15 protein-coding genes and 1 tRNA gene are annotated in these 15,884 nt (G+C 68.5%); 10 read left to right on the plus strand and 6 right to left on the minus strand.

Going from position 1 to position 15,884, the window contains the following annotated elements; genetic code table 11:
- The first annotated feature begins 71 nt into the window (after window positions 1-71).
- Window positions 72-842: an alpha/beta fold hydrolase gene (locus ACILSK_RS07845; protein ID WP_395726587.1), complete on the plus strand. Its 771-nt coding sequence runs from the start codon at window positions 72-74 to the stop codon at window positions 840-842.
- A 144-nt stretch (window positions 843-986) separates the two neighbouring features.
- Window positions 987-1,382: a VOC family protein gene (locus ACILSK_RS07850; RefSeq protein WP_395726588.1), complete on the plus strand. Its 396-nt coding sequence runs from the start codon at window positions 987-989 to the stop codon at window positions 1,380-1,382.
- 169 nt (window positions 1,383-1,551) lie between these two features.
- On the opposite strand, the gene ACILSK_RS07855 is transcribed toward ACILSK_RS07850, so the two are convergent.
- A complete protein-coding gene (locus ACILSK_RS07855; RefSeq protein WP_395726589.1) occupies window positions 1,552-2,109 on the minus strand; it encodes a TetR/AcrR family transcriptional regulator in 558 nt (185 codons plus the stop codon).
- A gap of 83 nt (window positions 2,110-2,192) precedes the next feature.
- On the opposite strand from ACILSK_RS07855, the gene ACILSK_RS07860 reads away from it, so the two are divergent.
- Window positions 2,193-3,146, plus strand: coding sequence for an SDR family NAD(P)-dependent oxidoreductase (locus ACILSK_RS07860; protein ID WP_395726590.1), 954 nt, complete (start codon window positions 2,193-2,195; stop codon window positions 3,144-3,146).
- Window positions 3,147-3,254: 108 nt separating this feature from the next.
- Here ACILSK_RS07860 and ACILSK_RS07865 read toward each other — a convergent pair whose 3' ends face one another.
- From ACILSK_RS07865 to ACILSK_RS07875, 3 genes are all read right to left on the minus strand, one after another.
- Window positions 3,255-3,857, minus strand: a complete 603-nt coding sequence (locus tag ACILSK_RS07865) for a TetR/AcrR family transcriptional regulator (RefSeq protein WP_395726591.1) — start codon at window positions 3,855-3,857, stop codon at window positions 3,255-3,257.
- A gap of 64 nt (window positions 3,858-3,921) precedes the next feature.
- On the minus strand, window positions 3,922-4,785 hold the full coding sequence (locus tag ACILSK_RS07870; protein WP_395726592.1) for an alpha/beta fold hydrolase: 864 nt from the start codon (window positions 4,783-4,785) through the stop codon (window positions 3,922-3,924).
- Window positions 4,786-4,831: 46 nt separating this feature from the next.
- A complete protein-coding gene (locus ACILSK_RS07875; protein ID WP_395726593.1) occupies window positions 4,832-5,836 on the minus strand; it encodes an NADP-dependent oxidoreductase in 1,005 nt (334 codons plus the stop codon).
- A gap of 865 nt (window positions 5,837-6,701) precedes the next feature.
- Between ACILSK_RS07875 and ACILSK_RS07880 the strand changes: the two genes are divergently transcribed.
- From ACILSK_RS07880 to ACILSK_RS07890, 3 genes are read left to right on the plus strand one after another with little or no spacing between them, the layout of a single operon-like run.
- Window positions 6,702-7,439 carry a DUF4386 domain-containing protein gene (locus ACILSK_RS07880; protein WP_395726594.1) on the plus strand — a complete coding sequence of 246 codons (738 nt, stop codon included), beginning with the start codon at window positions 6,702-6,704 and terminating at the stop codon, window positions 7,437-7,439.
- Window positions 7,440-7,473: 34 nt separating this feature from the next.
- Window positions 7,474-8,271 (plus strand): hypothetical protein, encoded by a 798-nt coding sequence (locus ACILSK_RS07885; protein ID WP_395726595.1) that lies wholly within the window; start codon window positions 7,474-7,476, stop codon window positions 8,269-8,271.
- A gap of 17 nt (window positions 8,272-8,288) precedes the next feature.
- Window positions 8,289-8,798, plus strand: coding sequence for an SRPBCC family protein (locus ACILSK_RS07890; RefSeq protein ID WP_395726596.1), 510 nt, complete (start codon window positions 8,289-8,291; stop codon window positions 8,796-8,798).
- A gap of 612 nt (window positions 8,799-9,410) precedes the next feature.
- Here ACILSK_RS07890 and ACILSK_RS07895 read toward each other — a convergent pair.
- Together ACILSK_RS07895 and gtfA are read right to left on the minus strand one after the other, a co-directional pair.
- Window positions 9,411-9,484: transfer RNA gene (locus tag ACILSK_RS07895), tRNA-Pro, on the minus strand.
- A 105-nt stretch (window positions 9,485-9,589) separates the two neighbouring features.
- Entirely contained in the window at window positions 9,590-11,092 is a 1,503-nt protein-coding gene (gene gtfA, locus ACILSK_RS07900; RefSeq protein WP_395726682.1) for a sucrose phosphorylase, read from the minus strand.
- Between the two features lie 168 nt (window positions 11,093-11,260).
- Here gtfA and ACILSK_RS07905 point away from each other — a divergent pair, with 168 nt between their 5' ends.
- From ACILSK_RS07905 to ACILSK_RS07920, 4 genes are all read left to right on the plus strand, one after another.
- The gene (locus ACILSK_RS07905; protein ID WP_395726597.1) at window positions 11,261-12,208 is read left to right on the plus strand and encodes a calcium/sodium antiporter; all 948 of its coding nucleotides are present in this window, start codon (window positions 11,261-11,263) and stop codon (window positions 12,206-12,208) included.
- A gap of 91 nt (window positions 12,209-12,299) precedes the next feature.
- Complete coding sequence (locus ACILSK_RS07910) at window positions 12,300-13,385, plus strand: serine hydrolase domain-containing protein (RefSeq protein WP_395726598.1); 1,086 nt, start codon at window positions 12,300-12,302, stop codon at window positions 13,383-13,385.
- A gap of 110 nt (window positions 13,386-13,495) precedes the next feature.
- Window positions 13,496-14,638 carry a serine hydrolase domain-containing protein gene (locus tag ACILSK_RS07915; protein ID WP_395726599.1) on the plus strand — a complete coding sequence of 381 codons (1,143 nt, stop codon included), beginning with the start codon at window positions 13,496-13,498 and terminating at the stop codon, window positions 14,636-14,638.
- A gap of 230 nt (window positions 14,639-14,868) precedes the next feature.
- Complete coding sequence (locus ACILSK_RS07920) at window positions 14,869-15,876, plus strand: serine hydrolase domain-containing protein (protein ID WP_395726600.1); 1,008 nt, start codon at window positions 14,869-14,871, stop codon at window positions 15,874-15,876.
- Window positions 15,877-15,884: the final 8 nt, after the last annotated feature.

Consider the following 15,884-nt stretch of genomic DNA (forward strand, 5'->3'; position numbering starts at 1 on the left):
TTCGTTCCGTTTCATGCTACGGTCGACGCAACCGGCGATTCTCGAGGGAGCCGTGCCGAAGGGGGACCACCATGCGAGGCACCGTCACCTCCGCGGACGGCACCGAGATCGTCTTCGACCGGGTCGGTCAGGGTCCGGCCGTCATCGTCGTCGGTGGCGCGCTGATGAATCGCTCGAGCCCGCGGGAGACGGTGCAGCTGCTGGCCGAGCGATACACCGTGCACAGCTACGACCGGCGCGGCCGGGGTGAGAGCGGCGACGTGCTCCCGTACTCCCCCGAGCGCGAGATCGACGACCTCGTCGCTCTTCTCGACGAGGCCGGCCCGTCCCGAGTGTTCGGCATGTCATCGGGTGGCTTCCTTGCGCTGGGCATCGCCGCGCACGATTCGCGGGTCGTGAAGGCCGCCGTGTACGAACCGCCCTACCTGACCGGGGACGGACCCTTGGCCGCAGCGGACTACCGGGCCCGGCTCGATGAAGCGGTGGCGACGGGCCACCCCGATCGGGCGGTCGAGCTCTTCCTCCGGCAGGTGAGCGGGGGCCGATTCGACGATTCGATCAGGTCCGCGCCGTGGTGGCCCGGGATGGTCGCGATGGGACCGTCGCTCCGTTACGACGCGGCCCTCACCGGCGACGGATCCGTTCCGGTCGACACGCTGTCCCGGATCAGTGCGCCGGTGCTGGCCATGTACGGCGGAGCAAGCGACGAATGGGCCGAGCGGTCCGTCCGAGCCGTGGCCGCCGCTGTCCCCGAGGGCGCCGCGCGCCGCTTCGACGGGCAGAACCACCAGGTGGACCAGGGCGTGCTGGCCCGGGCGCTCGCCGAGTTCTTCGACGACTGAATCGCGGTCCGGCGGGCGGGCGGCCGGCCCGCATGGTTGAGCGGGTGGCCCCCGAGGTGCCGCTCCGGGCCGTGTCGCATTCTCGACATCATCAGTCGGAATCAAGGAAGCACGACACCATCTGCGAGTGACACCGTTGCGCCCATGACCGAGCACACGTCACCGAACCTCGCCCACTTCGCGATCAACGCCGACGACGTCGAGGCCAGCCGCGCCTTCTACGAAGACGCGTTCGGCTGGCGCTTTGCGGCGTGGGGACCGCCCGGCTTCTACCGGATCCACACCGGCGACGACACCCACCCCGGCGTCGAGGGAGCACTGCAACAGCGACGAGAGCTGGCCCCGGGCAGCCGGATCACCGGGCTGGAGTGCACCTTTGCCGTCCCCGACGTCGACGCCTTCGCCCAGCGAGCCCGCGCAGCCGGCGGCACGGTGCTGATGCCCCGATTCACCATCGCCGGGGTCGGACATCTCGTGTTCGTCGCCGACCCGTCGGGGAACCCCGTCGGCGCCATGCAGTACGACGCGGACGCGGAATGACGACGCGCACCTCGAGCCGTGACCGAGCACCGACCGCGGCGACAGGGGTAGGGCGCATCGTTCAGCGGGCCCTTGACGGCCTGCGGGTCGGGCAGGATGTGCCCGACCTCGGCCCCGAGCTGCGTCGGCAAGCCTGTCCGGGCCGGCGCGCCCGCCCGGGCCCACCGGATCATTTCATCGACGCGACGCTCGACGACCGCAGGCCCGCGAGCAGCACGTCGAGGTAGACGTCCCGGTCGCGACCGGCGTTCAGCCGCACCGCGTGCTCGATCCCGCAGACCAGGCGCTGCACCCCGGCCAGAGTGAGTTCGCGGCGCACGGCGCCCGCCGCGTGCGCCCGGGCGAACACCCGCTCGGCCGCTTCGAGTACCTCGGCGCGCAGCCCGGCAAGCTCGGGAATCGCCAACTCGTCGGCGAGGAGCACGGTCTGTAAACCCGCGTCGGCGAGCTGCAGATCGAGCGCGCCACGCAGCAGCCGGTCGAACGCCCGGCCCGGATCCGGTTCGGCCGCCGCTTCCCGGGCGATGTCCCGCAACCGCTCGACCGCCCCCTGCGCCAGCGCGGCGGTCAGCGCCCCCACGGTCGGGAAGTGCCGGTAGACCGTGCCGACGCCGACGCCGGCGCGTTGGGCGACCTCGTTGAGCCGCAATTCCGACAGCTCGCACTCGCGGGCGGCGTCCAGGATGCGCGCGCGACTACGCGCGGCGTCCGATCGGAGAGCGGCCATCGCCCGATCATAGCGAAACGGATGAGTCATCCGTTTCCCGTGCTAGCTTGAAGCGGATAGATCATCCGTTTAGGAGGCACACGATGAACTGGGATCCGAGCGTCGTCCCCGACCAGACCGGCCGGACGCATGTCGTCACCGGTGGAAGTGCCGGCATCGGCTACTTCGCCGCCGAGCAGCTCGCCGCCGCCGGCGCACACGTGGTGCTGGCCGCCCGCTCACCCGAACGGCTCGAGGCGGCCGCCCGCTCGATTCGCGAGCGCTCGCCCGAGGCTTCCGTGGCGACGCTCGTCGTCGACCTCGCCTCACTCGACTCCGTCGGCCGGGCGGCGCAGCGGCTCGTCGCCCTCGATCGACTCGACGGCGTGTTGCTCAACGGCGGAGCGATGAAGGGGTGGACCACTCGGACCGTCGACGGCGTTCCGCTCGTGCTGGCCACCCATGTGGTGGCCAACGCCGCGTTGATCGCACATCTGCTGCCGACGCTGGTCGGAAGCGGCACTGCGGACCGGCCCCGCCGAATCGTGCACACCTCCAGCGGTTTCGCCGACCGCGCCCGACTCGACGCGCGCGATCCCCTGCGCGCCCCGCGGCTCGGCGTCGTCGCGTACTCGCGGGCGAAGGCCGTCACTGAAGTGCTCGCCTTCGAACTCGACCGGCGGCTGCGCGAGCAGGCTCTGCCCGTGCTGTCGCTGGTCAGCCGCCCCGGCGTGGGCGTCGACGCGAAGACGCCCGAACGACCCGGGGTGCACGATGCGTCCACACCGCGCCGCCGCAACCCCTACACCCCCTGGGCCCAGGGCAAGGATGCCGCCGCATGGTCGGCGGTCCGCGCTCTCACCGACCCGGCCGCACGCGGCGGCGAACTGTATGCGCCCGCGAACGGCATCGCCGGTCCGCCCGTGCGTATCGAGCCGCCCGCGCACACTGTGCACCCGGATTCGGAACTCGCCGCGCTCGTCTGGTCCCGCACCGTTGAACTTGCTGGCGTCGGACCTCTCGACTTCACCAAGAACTGCGCCATGCCCGCTACCTGACCGCGCGAAGCACGAGCCCTCGACAGCGCCAATGAGCGGATCGACTGGGTACCGAGAACACCACCAGCGCTGTCGGGGCACGGCAAGGGTGACACCCGGAGCAGACGGCTATCGGAGGAGCACGGCGATCTGGCGTCTGATCTCGGCGATCAGGTCGTCGACGGTGCGCGCCGCGTTCACCGTGGGAGCCAGGCAGGCCAGCATGATCGCCGAGACGATGCGGGCCAGTGTCGTGGCGTCCCCGGAGCGGAAGCGCCCGTCACGCTGCAGCACCTCGGCGATCGCGTTCTCGGTCTGGGCGTTCATCGCCAGCGCCTCGCGATGATGGGGCTCCGCGGGATCGCCGAAGACCATCTCACGCAAGTAGGTTCGCCCGTTGTCGACCCGCACCCGGTTGCAGGCCACGATCGGCCCGATGATTGCCACGACGGCGTCGAGCACGTCGGGAGCGGCGTCGGCCGCTGCAGTGCCCCGAGCGAGAGCGTCCGCGTAGTCGGAATTCTGAACAAGCATCAGCAGCTCGCCCTTGGTCCGGGCATAGAGAAACAGGGTGCCTGAGCCGATGTCGGCGCGGTCGGCGATCTCCTGCGTGGTGACGTCGTCGATTCCGCGTTCGGTGAACAGTTCGCGCGCGGCGACGGTGATCCGGTCGAGCTTGTCCTGCTTGTTCCGTTCTCGCCGTCCGACGGCCCGCGGGCTGCTCGTCGACATGAGGGTCACCTCCCGAAGACCTCGCTGACCGTGCCGGTTGCGAGCCTAGTCAACGGCTGGTTGCTCAACGGCCCAGGAACTCGACCGCGACCGGGGCGAACCGTTCGTGGTATTGGAAGATCGCACCGTGCCCGGAATCCGGGTAGATGATCAACTCGGAGTTCGGGATCCGGCGATGCAGGTCGTCGGACAGGACGGAGGGAACCATTCGATCGTGATCGCCGTTGGCGATCAGGGTGGGTGCGATGACCTTCGTCAGGTCATCGGGCGCGCCGCGTCCCCACCGCTTGATGGCCGTGAGTTGCTGTTGGAATGCCCTGAGTGTGATGGGGGCATCGCGGTCGACGGTTCGCTCCTGCAGTCGTTTCACGAACGCCTTGCCGGCCTCCTTGCCGCCGGCATCGCGATTGAAGAACAGGAATTCCTTGGGGTCCGACCTGGTCAGCGTCGCTCGCATCACGTCCCGGTAGGTGACGCCGGCGACCTTGTCCATGTCCTTGCCGCCCTTGGGGCCGGTTCCCGTCAGAACGAGCTTGCGGACCAGGTCCGGGCGCTTGACGACCAGCGACTGCGCGACCATGCCACCGAGCGAGAACGAGACGATGTCGATGGTGTCGAATCCAAGAGCCCCGATGAAGGCCAGGGCGTCGTCGGCCATCTGCTCGATGGTGTCCGGAACCGAGCCGGTGGACGAGCCCACGCCCCGGTTGTCGAACGCGATGACATGCCGGTGCTGCGCGACCGGGTCGATGATCCGCGGATCCCAGTTGTCCAGGGTCCCGGCCAGGTGCACGAAGAAGACGACGGGAACGCCCCCCTTCGGTCCCAGTTCACGGTAGGCGTAGGAGATGTCACCCACGTCGATGCTGAACTGCGGCGCCCGGGCGTAGGACGTGATCACTGGTTCGTTACCGATGCCTTCACTCATGGGGTCTCCTGGCGGTGGATGGGAAGGGACTGGGTTGGGGCGGCGCTCAGCCGCTCGCCGGTCCGTGGGCGACGGCCTTGCCTCGGGTTCCGGACGTCCCGAGCGAGGCCAGAGCCTGCGGGATCTCGTCGAATCGATGAACCTGCCCGACGACCGGGCGCAGCGCCCCGGCATCGACCAGGTTCGCAATCTCCCGCAGTTGGTCGCCGCTGGCGCGCATGAACAGGAACTCGTACTGCACACCCAGGGTGCGGGCGGCCCGGCGAACCTTGCGGCTCATCAGGGTCAGCGCCACCCGCAACAGGGGATTGAGCCCCATCTCGCGGGCAAAGGCAGGATCGGGCGGGCCGGCGATCCCGATCGCCCGGCCACCCGGTTTGAGGATCCGGAGCGACTTCTCCAGATTCGTTCCGCCCAGACTGTCCAGGACCAGGTCGTAGCCGCTCAGCAGCTGCTCGAAGTCCTGATCGCGGTAGTCGATGACGACATCGGCACCGAGTCCCCGGACGAAGTCGGCGTTGGCCCCACTGGCCGTCGTCGCCACGGTGGCGCCGAGGTGCTTGGCCAGCTGGATCGCGATCGATCCCACCCCTCCGGCACCGGCATGAATCAGCACCTTGTCCCCCGCCTGCACCCGGCCGCGCTCGACCAGCGCCTGCCAGGCGGTCAACGACACCAGCGGCAGCGAGGCCGCCTCCAGCATCGTGACCGACGCCGGCTTGATGGCCAGATCAGCCTCGGCGACGGCGATTCGCTCGGCGAAGGTGCCGATCCGGTCCTTGTCCGGTCGGGCGAACACCTCATCCCCCGGCCGGAACCGGCGTACCTGGCCGCCGACTCGAAGGACGGTCCCGGCCAGATCGTTACCCATGATCGCCGGCAACGAGTACGGCAGCACCTGCTTGAACTCCCCCAGGCGGATCTTCTCGTCGAGCTGGTTCAACCCGACGGCATCGACCCGCACCAGCACGTCGTGCTCACCCACGACAGGCTCCGGTACGTCCGCCTCATGCAGCGGCTCCCGATACTTGGTGACGACGAACGCTCTCATGTGTGGGGCTCCTCGAACGGCGACTGACTCGATTCCATCGAACCGACTGCCCTCAATATTGAGGCCACTCAGTTTCTGAGTCAAGGCGCCCCAGGTGTGCGGGTGGTCACCATGGCCGCCCGCGGGAGCACGGAATATCAACCCGGACACGCCGGCCGGTCGGTCGCCCTTCGATGACCTGACCCGGATCGCGGCGGACCGGGCGGTGATGGCGCGATCGAGCGCACCGCCTCGGCGGGTCGGTAGCAGCACAGCCAACGTGTTCCCGGGCGCGCCCGGGTCACCGATCCGATCACTGGGAAGGCCCCGTCGCTCCGCATCATCGATGGTCGATGCCAGAACGAAAAACGGCTCCCCACCTGTGGTTCAGATGAGGAGCCATCACGCCGGGATGACAGGATCTGAACCTGCGACCCCTTGGCCCCAGGTGATGGGCAGATCCACATCGACTGTAGTGCAACGTATTTGACAAGTCCTGGGGAGTGTGCCGAGTGCGGCATGAGTATCAGGGGGATGGCGCTTGGTCACTGCCATGGTCATTGTCTGACCGCAAGCCTGCGAGATCTCTCATGGCCCACAATTGCAGACTTCGGTGCCCTTCCTTCAACGCGAGCATGCCGGCGGACAGCGAGTTTCAGGGCCTATACACCCCGCCCCCCTGGTAGGGACGTTCGGCTCTTCCGGCGTCGGTGCCTTGTCCCCTATGTTGGGTAGTCAGGAGGGCGGCTTGTCCGCTTCCGACCGACTGGCCACCCTGCTGCACGCGGTAGGCCGCCATGGTCGCCATCTCCGCCGCCACTCCGATTTGTGGTGCAGCGGAGTCCCCCACGTGGCCGCCCTACCCCTTGAAGGGAAGGTGGTTGAGATGCCAGTCGCCAACCGGGCACGGGAAGGGTTCCTCCATGGCCGGGAACCGGCGGAGTCCTCGCGGGTGAACGCGGTGGTCGCGGGTGTGCTGTTGATTGTCGCAACCGTGGCGAGCCTGATCAGCGGACGGTTCCTTGCCCCGGTGACCGACTCCAGTTCTCTCGGTGACGCCGCGGCGCAGCAGGGCCAGGTAGCGACGGGTGTGCTGCTCGTTTTCATCGCCGCGCTCGCGGCGCCGGGCATCGCGGTCGCGCTTTACCCGGTGTTGCGGAGGTTCGGTGAGGGCCTGTCGCTGGGGGCTGTCGCCTTCCGGGTGATGGAAGGGGTGTTCTACGCCCTCGGCGTGATGGTGTTGTTGTCGTTGTCGACGCTGAGCGGCGCCTTCGTCGACGCCGGATCGCCTCCTGACCAGCACTTCACAACTTTGAGCCAGACGATGCTGGCCCAGTATCACTGGCTGGTCGATGTGGGACTGCTGTTCGCCTTCAGTCTCGGGGGCCTTCTCTACTACTTGGTGTTCTACCGCAGCAGGCTCATTCCGAGATGGCTGTCGGCGTGGGGCATCGGCGGAGTGATGCTGTTGATGATCGCCGCCGTGCTGCTCATCTTCGGCGTCATCACTCCCCTGTCGCCCGGCCAAATCGTTCTTGCCGCTCCCATCGGCGTGCAGGAGATGGTGCTGGCGGTATGGCTGATCGTGAAGGGATTCGACCGGTCGGTGCTGGCTCGCCAGTGATCACAGTCTCGCCTCGAGAAGGAGCAGTGCAGCGATGATCCGCAATGGCGTGGACACGTCACCCTCGGTCGGTGGCACGACGGTCGCTGCTTCGCCGACAGGGCGGCTGGACACGGGACTGGCCCTGACGACCAGCATCGTCGGTCTGGTAGCCCTGGTCACCGGTTTCACCACACCCCCGCGGTCCGGACCGTTCTGCCGTACCGACTGTCTCAGTTATCCATACACCGATGCTGCGGCCTTCGTGACCCGCGACTACTGGTGGCTCTACCCGCAGTCGGTGCTCGTTCTGCTCGTGCTGGTCCTGCTGGTACGCATACATGCGGTTGGCCCGCGGACTGCGCAACAGTTCAGCGGGATCGCCGTGGCCCTGGGCTCGGTTGCCGTCGCGGTCCTGCTGATCGACTACGCGATCCAGGTGGCGGTGCTGCAACCTAGCCTGACGCTGGGAGAAACCGCAGGGCTGTCATCGATCTCGCAGTACAATCCGCATGGGGTGTTCATCGCTCTGGAAAACCTCGGATATCTGATCCTCGGGCTCGCCATGCTGACTATCGCCGCGGTGTTCAGTCGCCCGTCGCGACTCGAACGCGGCCTGCGGTGGCTGTTCCTCGTCGGTGGGGCGCTCACCGTCGCGGCACTGCCAGCCCTTGCCATCACGTACGGAGCCGATTTGGAGTACCGCTACGAGGTCGCGGCGATCGCAGTCTTCTGGATCACCGCCATCGTCGGTGGTGTGCTGCTGGTCCGGTGGTTCGGCAGCCCGGTGAAGGCCCCGCCGAGGGCCGCGGTCCCCGCTCGCGAACAGGCAGGACCGCTACCGCCGCGGTGACCAGGAAGGACAGCACCATGACACATATCCGCGGTGAGGTTCTGATCCGCCGGCCGGTCGAGGAGGTCTTCGACTTCGTCGCGGACCAGCGGAACGAGCCAACGTACAACCCCGACATGGTGTTTTCGGAGAGAGTCTCCACGGGACCTATCGGGGTCGGTAGCCGGTTCCGGGCTGCCGTCGGGTCGGGACGTCGACCGGTTGAAATGCGGATCGAGTACACGGCATTCGACCGTCCACACCTGATCGCCTCGACCACCACGATGGCGGCGGCCGAGTTCAGCGGAACCCTGACTTTCAAGTCGACTCCAGCCGGCACCGTGCTCCGCTGGTCGTGGCAGGTGCGGCCCAAAGGCGCTCTGCGGCTCATGGGGCCGGTGTTCGGCCCTATCGGCTCCCGACGCGAACAACGAACGTGGGCTCGGCTTCGAGACCACCTCGAGGCCGCGGCGAAACCGCCCCTGCGTCCTGGTCCGGTGCCGACCCGATTTCGACGCGCGGCAACGTCACACCCGCCGGCCGCATAGTCGGCGGCCGGCGCCCGCTTGTTCAGTCGCGGGCACCGGCGATCACTGCAACACGCATCAAAGAACCTCATACGAGCGAACAGAAGGCATCGCCTGAACCACTCCGGGTTTGGCCGAAGACTCCACCGCATGGGAAGGATGGAGTCATGGGGAGAAGTTCGGGGAGCTACCCGAAGGAGATGTGCGAGCGGGCGGTGCGGCTCGTTCAGGAAGTCCGAGCGGAGCCCACGTCCGAGTGGGCTGCGATGGAATCGGTCGCTGAAAACTTGGGATCGGGTCTACGCAGACCATTCACAACTGGGTGAGAAAAGCAGATGCGAGCCGGCCAGCGTGCTCACCCGCTCCGCCTCCCGGATGTGACGGGCGCCCGCCTCCCCGTCGCCGCGCAACCGTCGACAGGTCAACGAGCAGTCCGGCTTCGGCCCGTCCGTACTTGATTGCCTGCGCCGACACCCGGCAGCTGACCGACGCCGCGAGGGCCGTCAACGCCTTCCTGAGCGCGTCCGGGTCGCAAACCGGTCATTCGGGCGGTCCGACGCTGCGCGTCATCGACAGTCGCCGTTAGTGCGGAAAAAGCTCCCCACCTGGGGTCACAGGTGAGGAGCTCCGACGTCGGGATGACAGGATTTGAACCTGCGACCCCTTGACCCCCAGTCAAGTGCGCTACCAAGCTGCGCCACATCCCGGTCACTACCCGGGCTGCCCCGGGCGTTGAAGACAATACCGCACCGGCCCGCGGCGTCCGACCGCTCTTCGAGCGACGACCGGCCGGACGCCGACTTCTCGGCGGCTCACACGGCGGGCGGCGCCGCCAGCAGGTCGTCGGTGGCGCCGGCCCCGGCCGGCCCGTCCCAGCGCAGGCTGACTGCACCGGAACCGAGGTCGACCTCAGCACTCGCCCACGCGCTCGGCACGGCGGCGCCGCGGCGGGTCAGGGTGAGCACGGAGCCGTCCAGGGTGGCCTCGACGTCGCCGTCGAAGGCGGGCAGCGCGTTGCGCCAGGCGCACAGGGCGAGCAGCGACCGGACCACGGGACGCTTGGTCTGCTCGGTGATCTCGGCGCGGTCGTAGTGGTGCCGGTTGATGTCCCGGCCGACGCCGGTCCGCTGCAACAGGTCGACGTCGTTGCCGGTGGCCAGCGCACCGACGTAGTAGATCTGCGGCACCCCGGGGGTGAGCAGCTGGATCACCCGGGCGGCCAGGTAGCGGGTGTCGTGGGCGCCGAGCGCGTCGTAGAAGGTGCAGTTGACCTGGTACAGGTCCAGGTTGCTGGCGGCGGCGCCGGTGGCCAGCCGCGAGGTGCCGCCGGAGTGGGTGTGGATGCCTTCGACGAGCTCGTCGACCTGCTCGGGGGTGAGCAGCCCGGGTCGCGGTTCCTCCCCCGGTTCGACCGTCTGGTCCGGGCCGACGTCGATCACGCCGATGCCGTCGTGGGTGTCGAGCACGGTGATGGCGTTACGCGGCCGTTCCCGCAGCCAGCGGGTCAGCGCGACCCCGTCACCGGTGTACAGGGCGTGCAGCACGAGCGGTGGCAGGGCGAAGTCGTAGACCAGGTCGACGCGCTCCGCGATCTCCAGTTGCCGCCGGTAGTACGAGTGCACCTCGACCAACACCTCGATCCCCCGCTCCCGCGCGAGCGCGGCGAACGAGGAGATGAAATCGAACGTCTCGGGCGTCATGAAGCAGGTGGTGCCGGCGGTCTTGACCGCGTAACCGACCGCGTCGAGGCGGACCAGCCGAACCCCGGCCGCGGCGACCGCGTCCAGGATCGACAGCAGGTAACCGTGCCCGTGCTCGGAGCGGATGTCGATGTCGATCTGCTGCGGGGTGAAGGTCGTCCAGACGAACCGCAGTTCGCCGCCGAGCCGGTACGGGGTGAACGGCAGGCCGGGTCGGGGCCGGTAGATCCGGGCCAGCTCGGCCTCGCGAGCCCCGTCCGGGAAGACCGTCGACATCGTCATGAACAGCGGCCAGTGCGGGGACGCCGCGCCCCGCTCCCGCACGTCCTGGAACGCGGCCGACTCCGAGGAGACGTGGTTGACGATCAGGTCGACCATCACCTCATGGGTCCGGGCGATGTCCTGCACGTCGGCCCAGCCACCCAGCCGGGGGTCGACGGCGGTGTGATCGACGGGGTCGAACCCGGCGTCGGCACCGTCGTACGGGGTGAAGAACGGCAGGATGTGCACGCCGCCGAACGCGCCGGCCAGGTCGGTCCGCAGCACGTCGGCCAGGCCGGGCAGGTCGCCGCCGAACCGGTCGGCGTAGGCGATCAGTTGTACCTCGTTGCGCATGGTCACTCACCCTCGTCGGTGGGCAGGCAGCGCGGCATGGGTCACCGCTCGCCACGGATAGTAGCTGAACCGATTCAGCACTCTCAACCTTTTGCCCGATCCGACCGACATTGCCGCCTTCGGGCGTTGGCCGGATGATCCACTCATGGATCCCCGAATGCCCCGCCGGTGACCGCGGTTCTGCTCGTCGCCGCCGGCCTGGCCCTGCTGATCGTGGGCGCCGAGGTGCTGGTGCGCGGCGCATCGGCGTTGGCCGCGGCGCTCGGCGTGCCGCCTGTCGTGGTCGGGCTCACCGTGATCTCGGTCGGCACCAGCGCACCGGAACTGGCCATCGGCATCGACTCGGCCCTCAACGACGCCGGGCCGCTCGCCATCGGCAACGTGGCCGGGACCAACATCGTCAATCTGCTACTCGTGCTGGGCCTCTCGGCCGCGATCGCACCGCTGGCGATCACCGTGCCGACGATCCGCCGCGACCTGCCGATGATGGCCGTCATCGCCGTCCTGCTCCTCGCCCTGTGTTGGGACGGCACCCTGAGCCGGCTGGACGGCGCGGTCCTGCTGGCGATCGCGGTCGGCTACACGATCCTGATCGTCGTCCAGGCCCGGCGCGATCCGGTCGCCGTCGAGATCGCACAGGACGAAATCCGCCGCCCCCAGGGAAAGACCTGGGTGCACGCGCTGCTCACCGTCGTCGGCCTGGCGGTCATCGTCGTCGGCGCCGATCTGATGGTGAGTGGCGCCGTCGACCTGTCCCGGTCGTTCGGCGTCTCCGAGGCGGTCATCGGCCTGACCGTGGTCGCGATCGGCACCTCCGCCCCGGAACTGGTGACCACCCTGGTCTCCACCTTCCGCGGCGAGCGGGACATGGCCATCGGCAACCTCATCGGTTCCAGCACGTACAACATCGGTCTCGTGTTGGGCGGCTCCGCGCTGGTCGCCCCGCTGGGCGTCACCCCCGAATTGATCCACGTCGACCTGCCGGTGATGGTCGGCGTCATGCTGCTGTGCATCCCGGTGTTCCTGACCGGTCGGCGGATGAGCCGGATCGAGGGCATCGGCTTCGTGCTCGGCTATGCGGTGTATCTCGGACTGCTGATCGCCTTCCGGACGTGAGCACCTTCAGGACGCCCGGAAGGCTGGCGCACTAAAGGTGCAAATGGGATAGTAAGGCATGATTCGCGCACACCCGCGGTGGTGGGCAGCGGTGAGCGTCGCGGCGATGGTCCTCGGGGCGTGCACCTCGACCGCGGGCGGTTCGGCGGAGATGGGTGCGCCGGTCTCACGCGATGCCGACAAGGACGGGCTGCGCAGCGACACCTGGCTGTCCGACGCCACCCGCGGGCTCAAGGCCGGCTGTTCGGCCGCCGCCGCGGTCGATGGCACGGTGGTCTGGGCAGCCGCCGACGGCCTGGCCGACATCGACGCCGGCCGATCGTTGACCACCACGACACGGTTCGACATCGCCGACGCCGGACATCAGTTCATCGCGACCTCGATCCTGCTGCTCGCGGAGGATGGCCGGCTGCGGGTGACGGACCCGCTGTCCGGCCATCTCTCCGGACTGCCCGCCTGGGCCGAACAAGTCACCCTGAGCCAGCTCCTGCACCAGAACAGCGGCGTCCCGGCCGTCCAGATGGTGCTCTCGGACGCCGGCTTCACCGGCGTCAACCCCGCTACGGAGCAGGACGCTCTCCAGCTCGTCAACTATCTCCCGGCCAGATTCACCCCGGGTGCGTTCTTCGAGTCCAACGACACGAACTACCTGCTGCTCGCCGAGGTCGCTCAGGCCGTGTCCGGCCAATCCATGCCCACCCTCCTGCGGTCGCGGGTCTTTGCCCCGATGAGTGTCGACATCGCCGTCAGGCCACAGGATCCCGGGGAGGTGGCCACCGCATACGGAACCGTGCTCGGCCAGCTGCAGCCGTCCGCGCCGAACGGATTGTTCCTGGCCGGTCGCGGCCTGATGTTCGCCTCCCCGAGCGAACTCGTGAGATGGGCGGACAACTATCGCACCGGCACCGTCGGCGGTCCCGAGTTGCCGGCCGCCGCCACCCGCGACACGGTCCCGATCGGTCCCAAGCCCGGCGTCCCCAGCTTCGGCGCGGGCATCTACGTCCGGTCCGACGGTTCGCTCGAGGTCGATGGTCCGACGCCCGGTGGTGAGACCTACCTCTCCGTCTCGCCCGATCGGCACACGGCGGTCGCCTTCAGCTGCAACCAGCAGGACCGACCGGACCTGTGGGATCGCAGGATCTCCGACCTGCGCCAGATCTGGTTCGGAATCTCGTGACGGCCCGCAGTGCCGGATCTCCCCGTCGTCGCACCGTGGCGAGCGAGCAAAGCACGGTGGTGAGCAGAGCAAATAGTCGCAGTTGGGTAGGATCAATGCGACAGTAAATCATGATTCGGACACTGTGCGGCCCCGCCCGCGCGGTGGTATCGATCGCTGCCCTCCTCGCGATCGGCTGCGCCGCCTGCACGTCGGCGATCCCCGGCGCCGCAACGACCACCACCACCGCGGCGCCGTCCGGGATCGTCGCGGTCGACGATCGGATGCAGCGAAGCGAGGAGTGGCTTGCCGACTTCACCCAACCGAATCGGCCCGGCTGTTCGGCCGCCGCGGCGGTCGATGGTGAGGTGGCCTGGGCCGATGCTGCTGGTCTGGCCGATCTCGATGCCGCTGCCCCCCTGACCACCGCCACCCGGTTCGACCTCTTCGGCGTGAGCGACCAGTTCGTCGCGACGGCGATCCTGCTGCTGGCCGCCGACGGCAAGCTCGCCTTGAACGATCCGCTGTCCGCGCACGTGCCCGACCTGCCCCCCTGGGCCGACCGGGTCACCGTCGAGCACCTGCTGCACCACACGAGCGGCGTCCCCGAGATCTGGTCCCGGATCCAGGCGGCAGGCTTCTTGGCCGCCCACCCGGCCACCCAGGCCGATGCGATGGTTCTGATCCGCGGCGTGCACGAGCTGAATTTCGAGCCGGGCACGTTCTTCGAGGGCAACGGATCCAACTATCTTCTGCTCGCCGAGGTGGTTCAGTCGGCATCGGGGCAGTCGCTCCCGGACTTCTTTCGTGATCGGTTGTTCGCCCCGGTTCAGCTCGATATCGACTCTTCCGCCCAGGCCGCCGGCGACATCGCCGTGAACTACGCCGAGGTGCTCGGCGAACTGCAGCCGGACCGGTCCAACGGGCTGTTGGTCAACGGGCCGGGCCTGCAGTACGGCACCCCGACCGACCTCGTCCGGTGGGCGGAGAACTACCGCACCGGGTCCGTCGGCGGACCGGCGCTGCTGGCCGCTGTCGAACACGGTGCCGTGCCGATCGGACCCAACCCCGGCGGCCCCAGCTACGGGGCCGGCATCTTCGTTCGAGTGGATGGATCTCTCGAACACGGCGGGTGGGCGCCGGGTGAATTCAGCTACTTCTCGGTCTCGCCCGACCGGCACACCACCGTCGCCATCGTCTGCAACCATGCAGGTCAGGGCCAGGGGGAACGGATGATCCAGGGCCTGCGCCAGATCTGGTTCGGAATACCCTGACGGCCCGCAGTGCCGGATCTCCCCGTCGTCGCACCGTGGCGACCGAGCAAAGCACGGTGGTGAGCAGAGCAAATAGTCGCGTTTCGGCGGCGGCAATGCGACAGTAGAGCATGATTCGGACGTCACGCCGGTGGTGCTGGATAGCGTTCGGTGCCGTTCTCACGCTGGGTACGACCGTCGGTTGCACCACGACCACCGTCGACTCGGCCGCCACCCAGGAAGCCAGTTCAATGCCGCGGGCCGATCGCGGCGCGGCCAGTACCGCGCTCCTGGACCAAGCGCTGGCGGCGGATGCACCCGGCTGCTCCGCCGCGGCCGGCGTCGAGGGTGCCGTCGCGTGGACAGGTGCCCGCGGAGTGGCCGATACCGACGCCGGCCTACCGTTGACGACCGACACCCGATTCGACACCGCGTCCGTGGGCAAACAGTTCACCGCCACCGCGATCCTGCTGCTCGCCCAGGACGGCAAGCTCGCCCTGACCGATTCCCTCGCCCGGCACGTCCCCGGCCTGCCGGCGTGGGCGGAGCAGGTGACCCTGCAGGACCTGATGCATCACACCAGCGGTCTGCGGGACGTCCTGAGCCTCCTGTACGGCGCGGGATTCACCATGGATGATGCGGTGCGTCAGCCGGATGCCCTCGCCGAGATCGCCCAGATCGAGGAATTGAATTTCACCCCCGGCAGCGTGTTCGAGTACTCCAACACCAACTACGTGCTGCTCGGCGAGATCGTGCGCACCGCCTCCGGCATGGCCCTGCCCCAGTTCTTGCAGGAGCGGGTGTTCGGGCCACTCGGACTGGTCATGAGCTTCGGTAGGGACTCCGTCGCCGACCTGCCCAGCGGACACACCACCACCCTGGGTCAAGTGGAGCGTTCGGGGGCGGCCTGGCTGCTCGACGGGCCCGGGTTCATCGTCACCACACCGAGCGAACTGGTCAGGTGGGCCGACAATTACCGCACCGGCGAGGTCGGTGGTCCGGCCCTGCTCGATCAGGTGACGAGGGACGCCCATCCCGTGAGCTCGGCGCCGGACGCCGATCGGTACGGTGCCGGCGTCGACGTAGCCGCCGACGGCACCCTTGTCCACAGCGGAGAGTGGGCCGGGATGCTGAGCCTGTTCGCGGTGTCGCCCGACCGGCGCGCCGCGGTCGCCATCACCTGCAACCGGGACGACATCGGCCCGGCGCTGACCGATCTCGGCAAAGCGTTGACATCGATCTGGTTCGGCCCGTCCTGAGTCGGACC

This window comes from Nakamurella sp. (assembly GCF_044224575.1).
Classification (GTDB): Bacteria; Actinomycetota; Actinomycetes; order Mycobacteriales; family Nakamurellaceae; genus Nakamurella.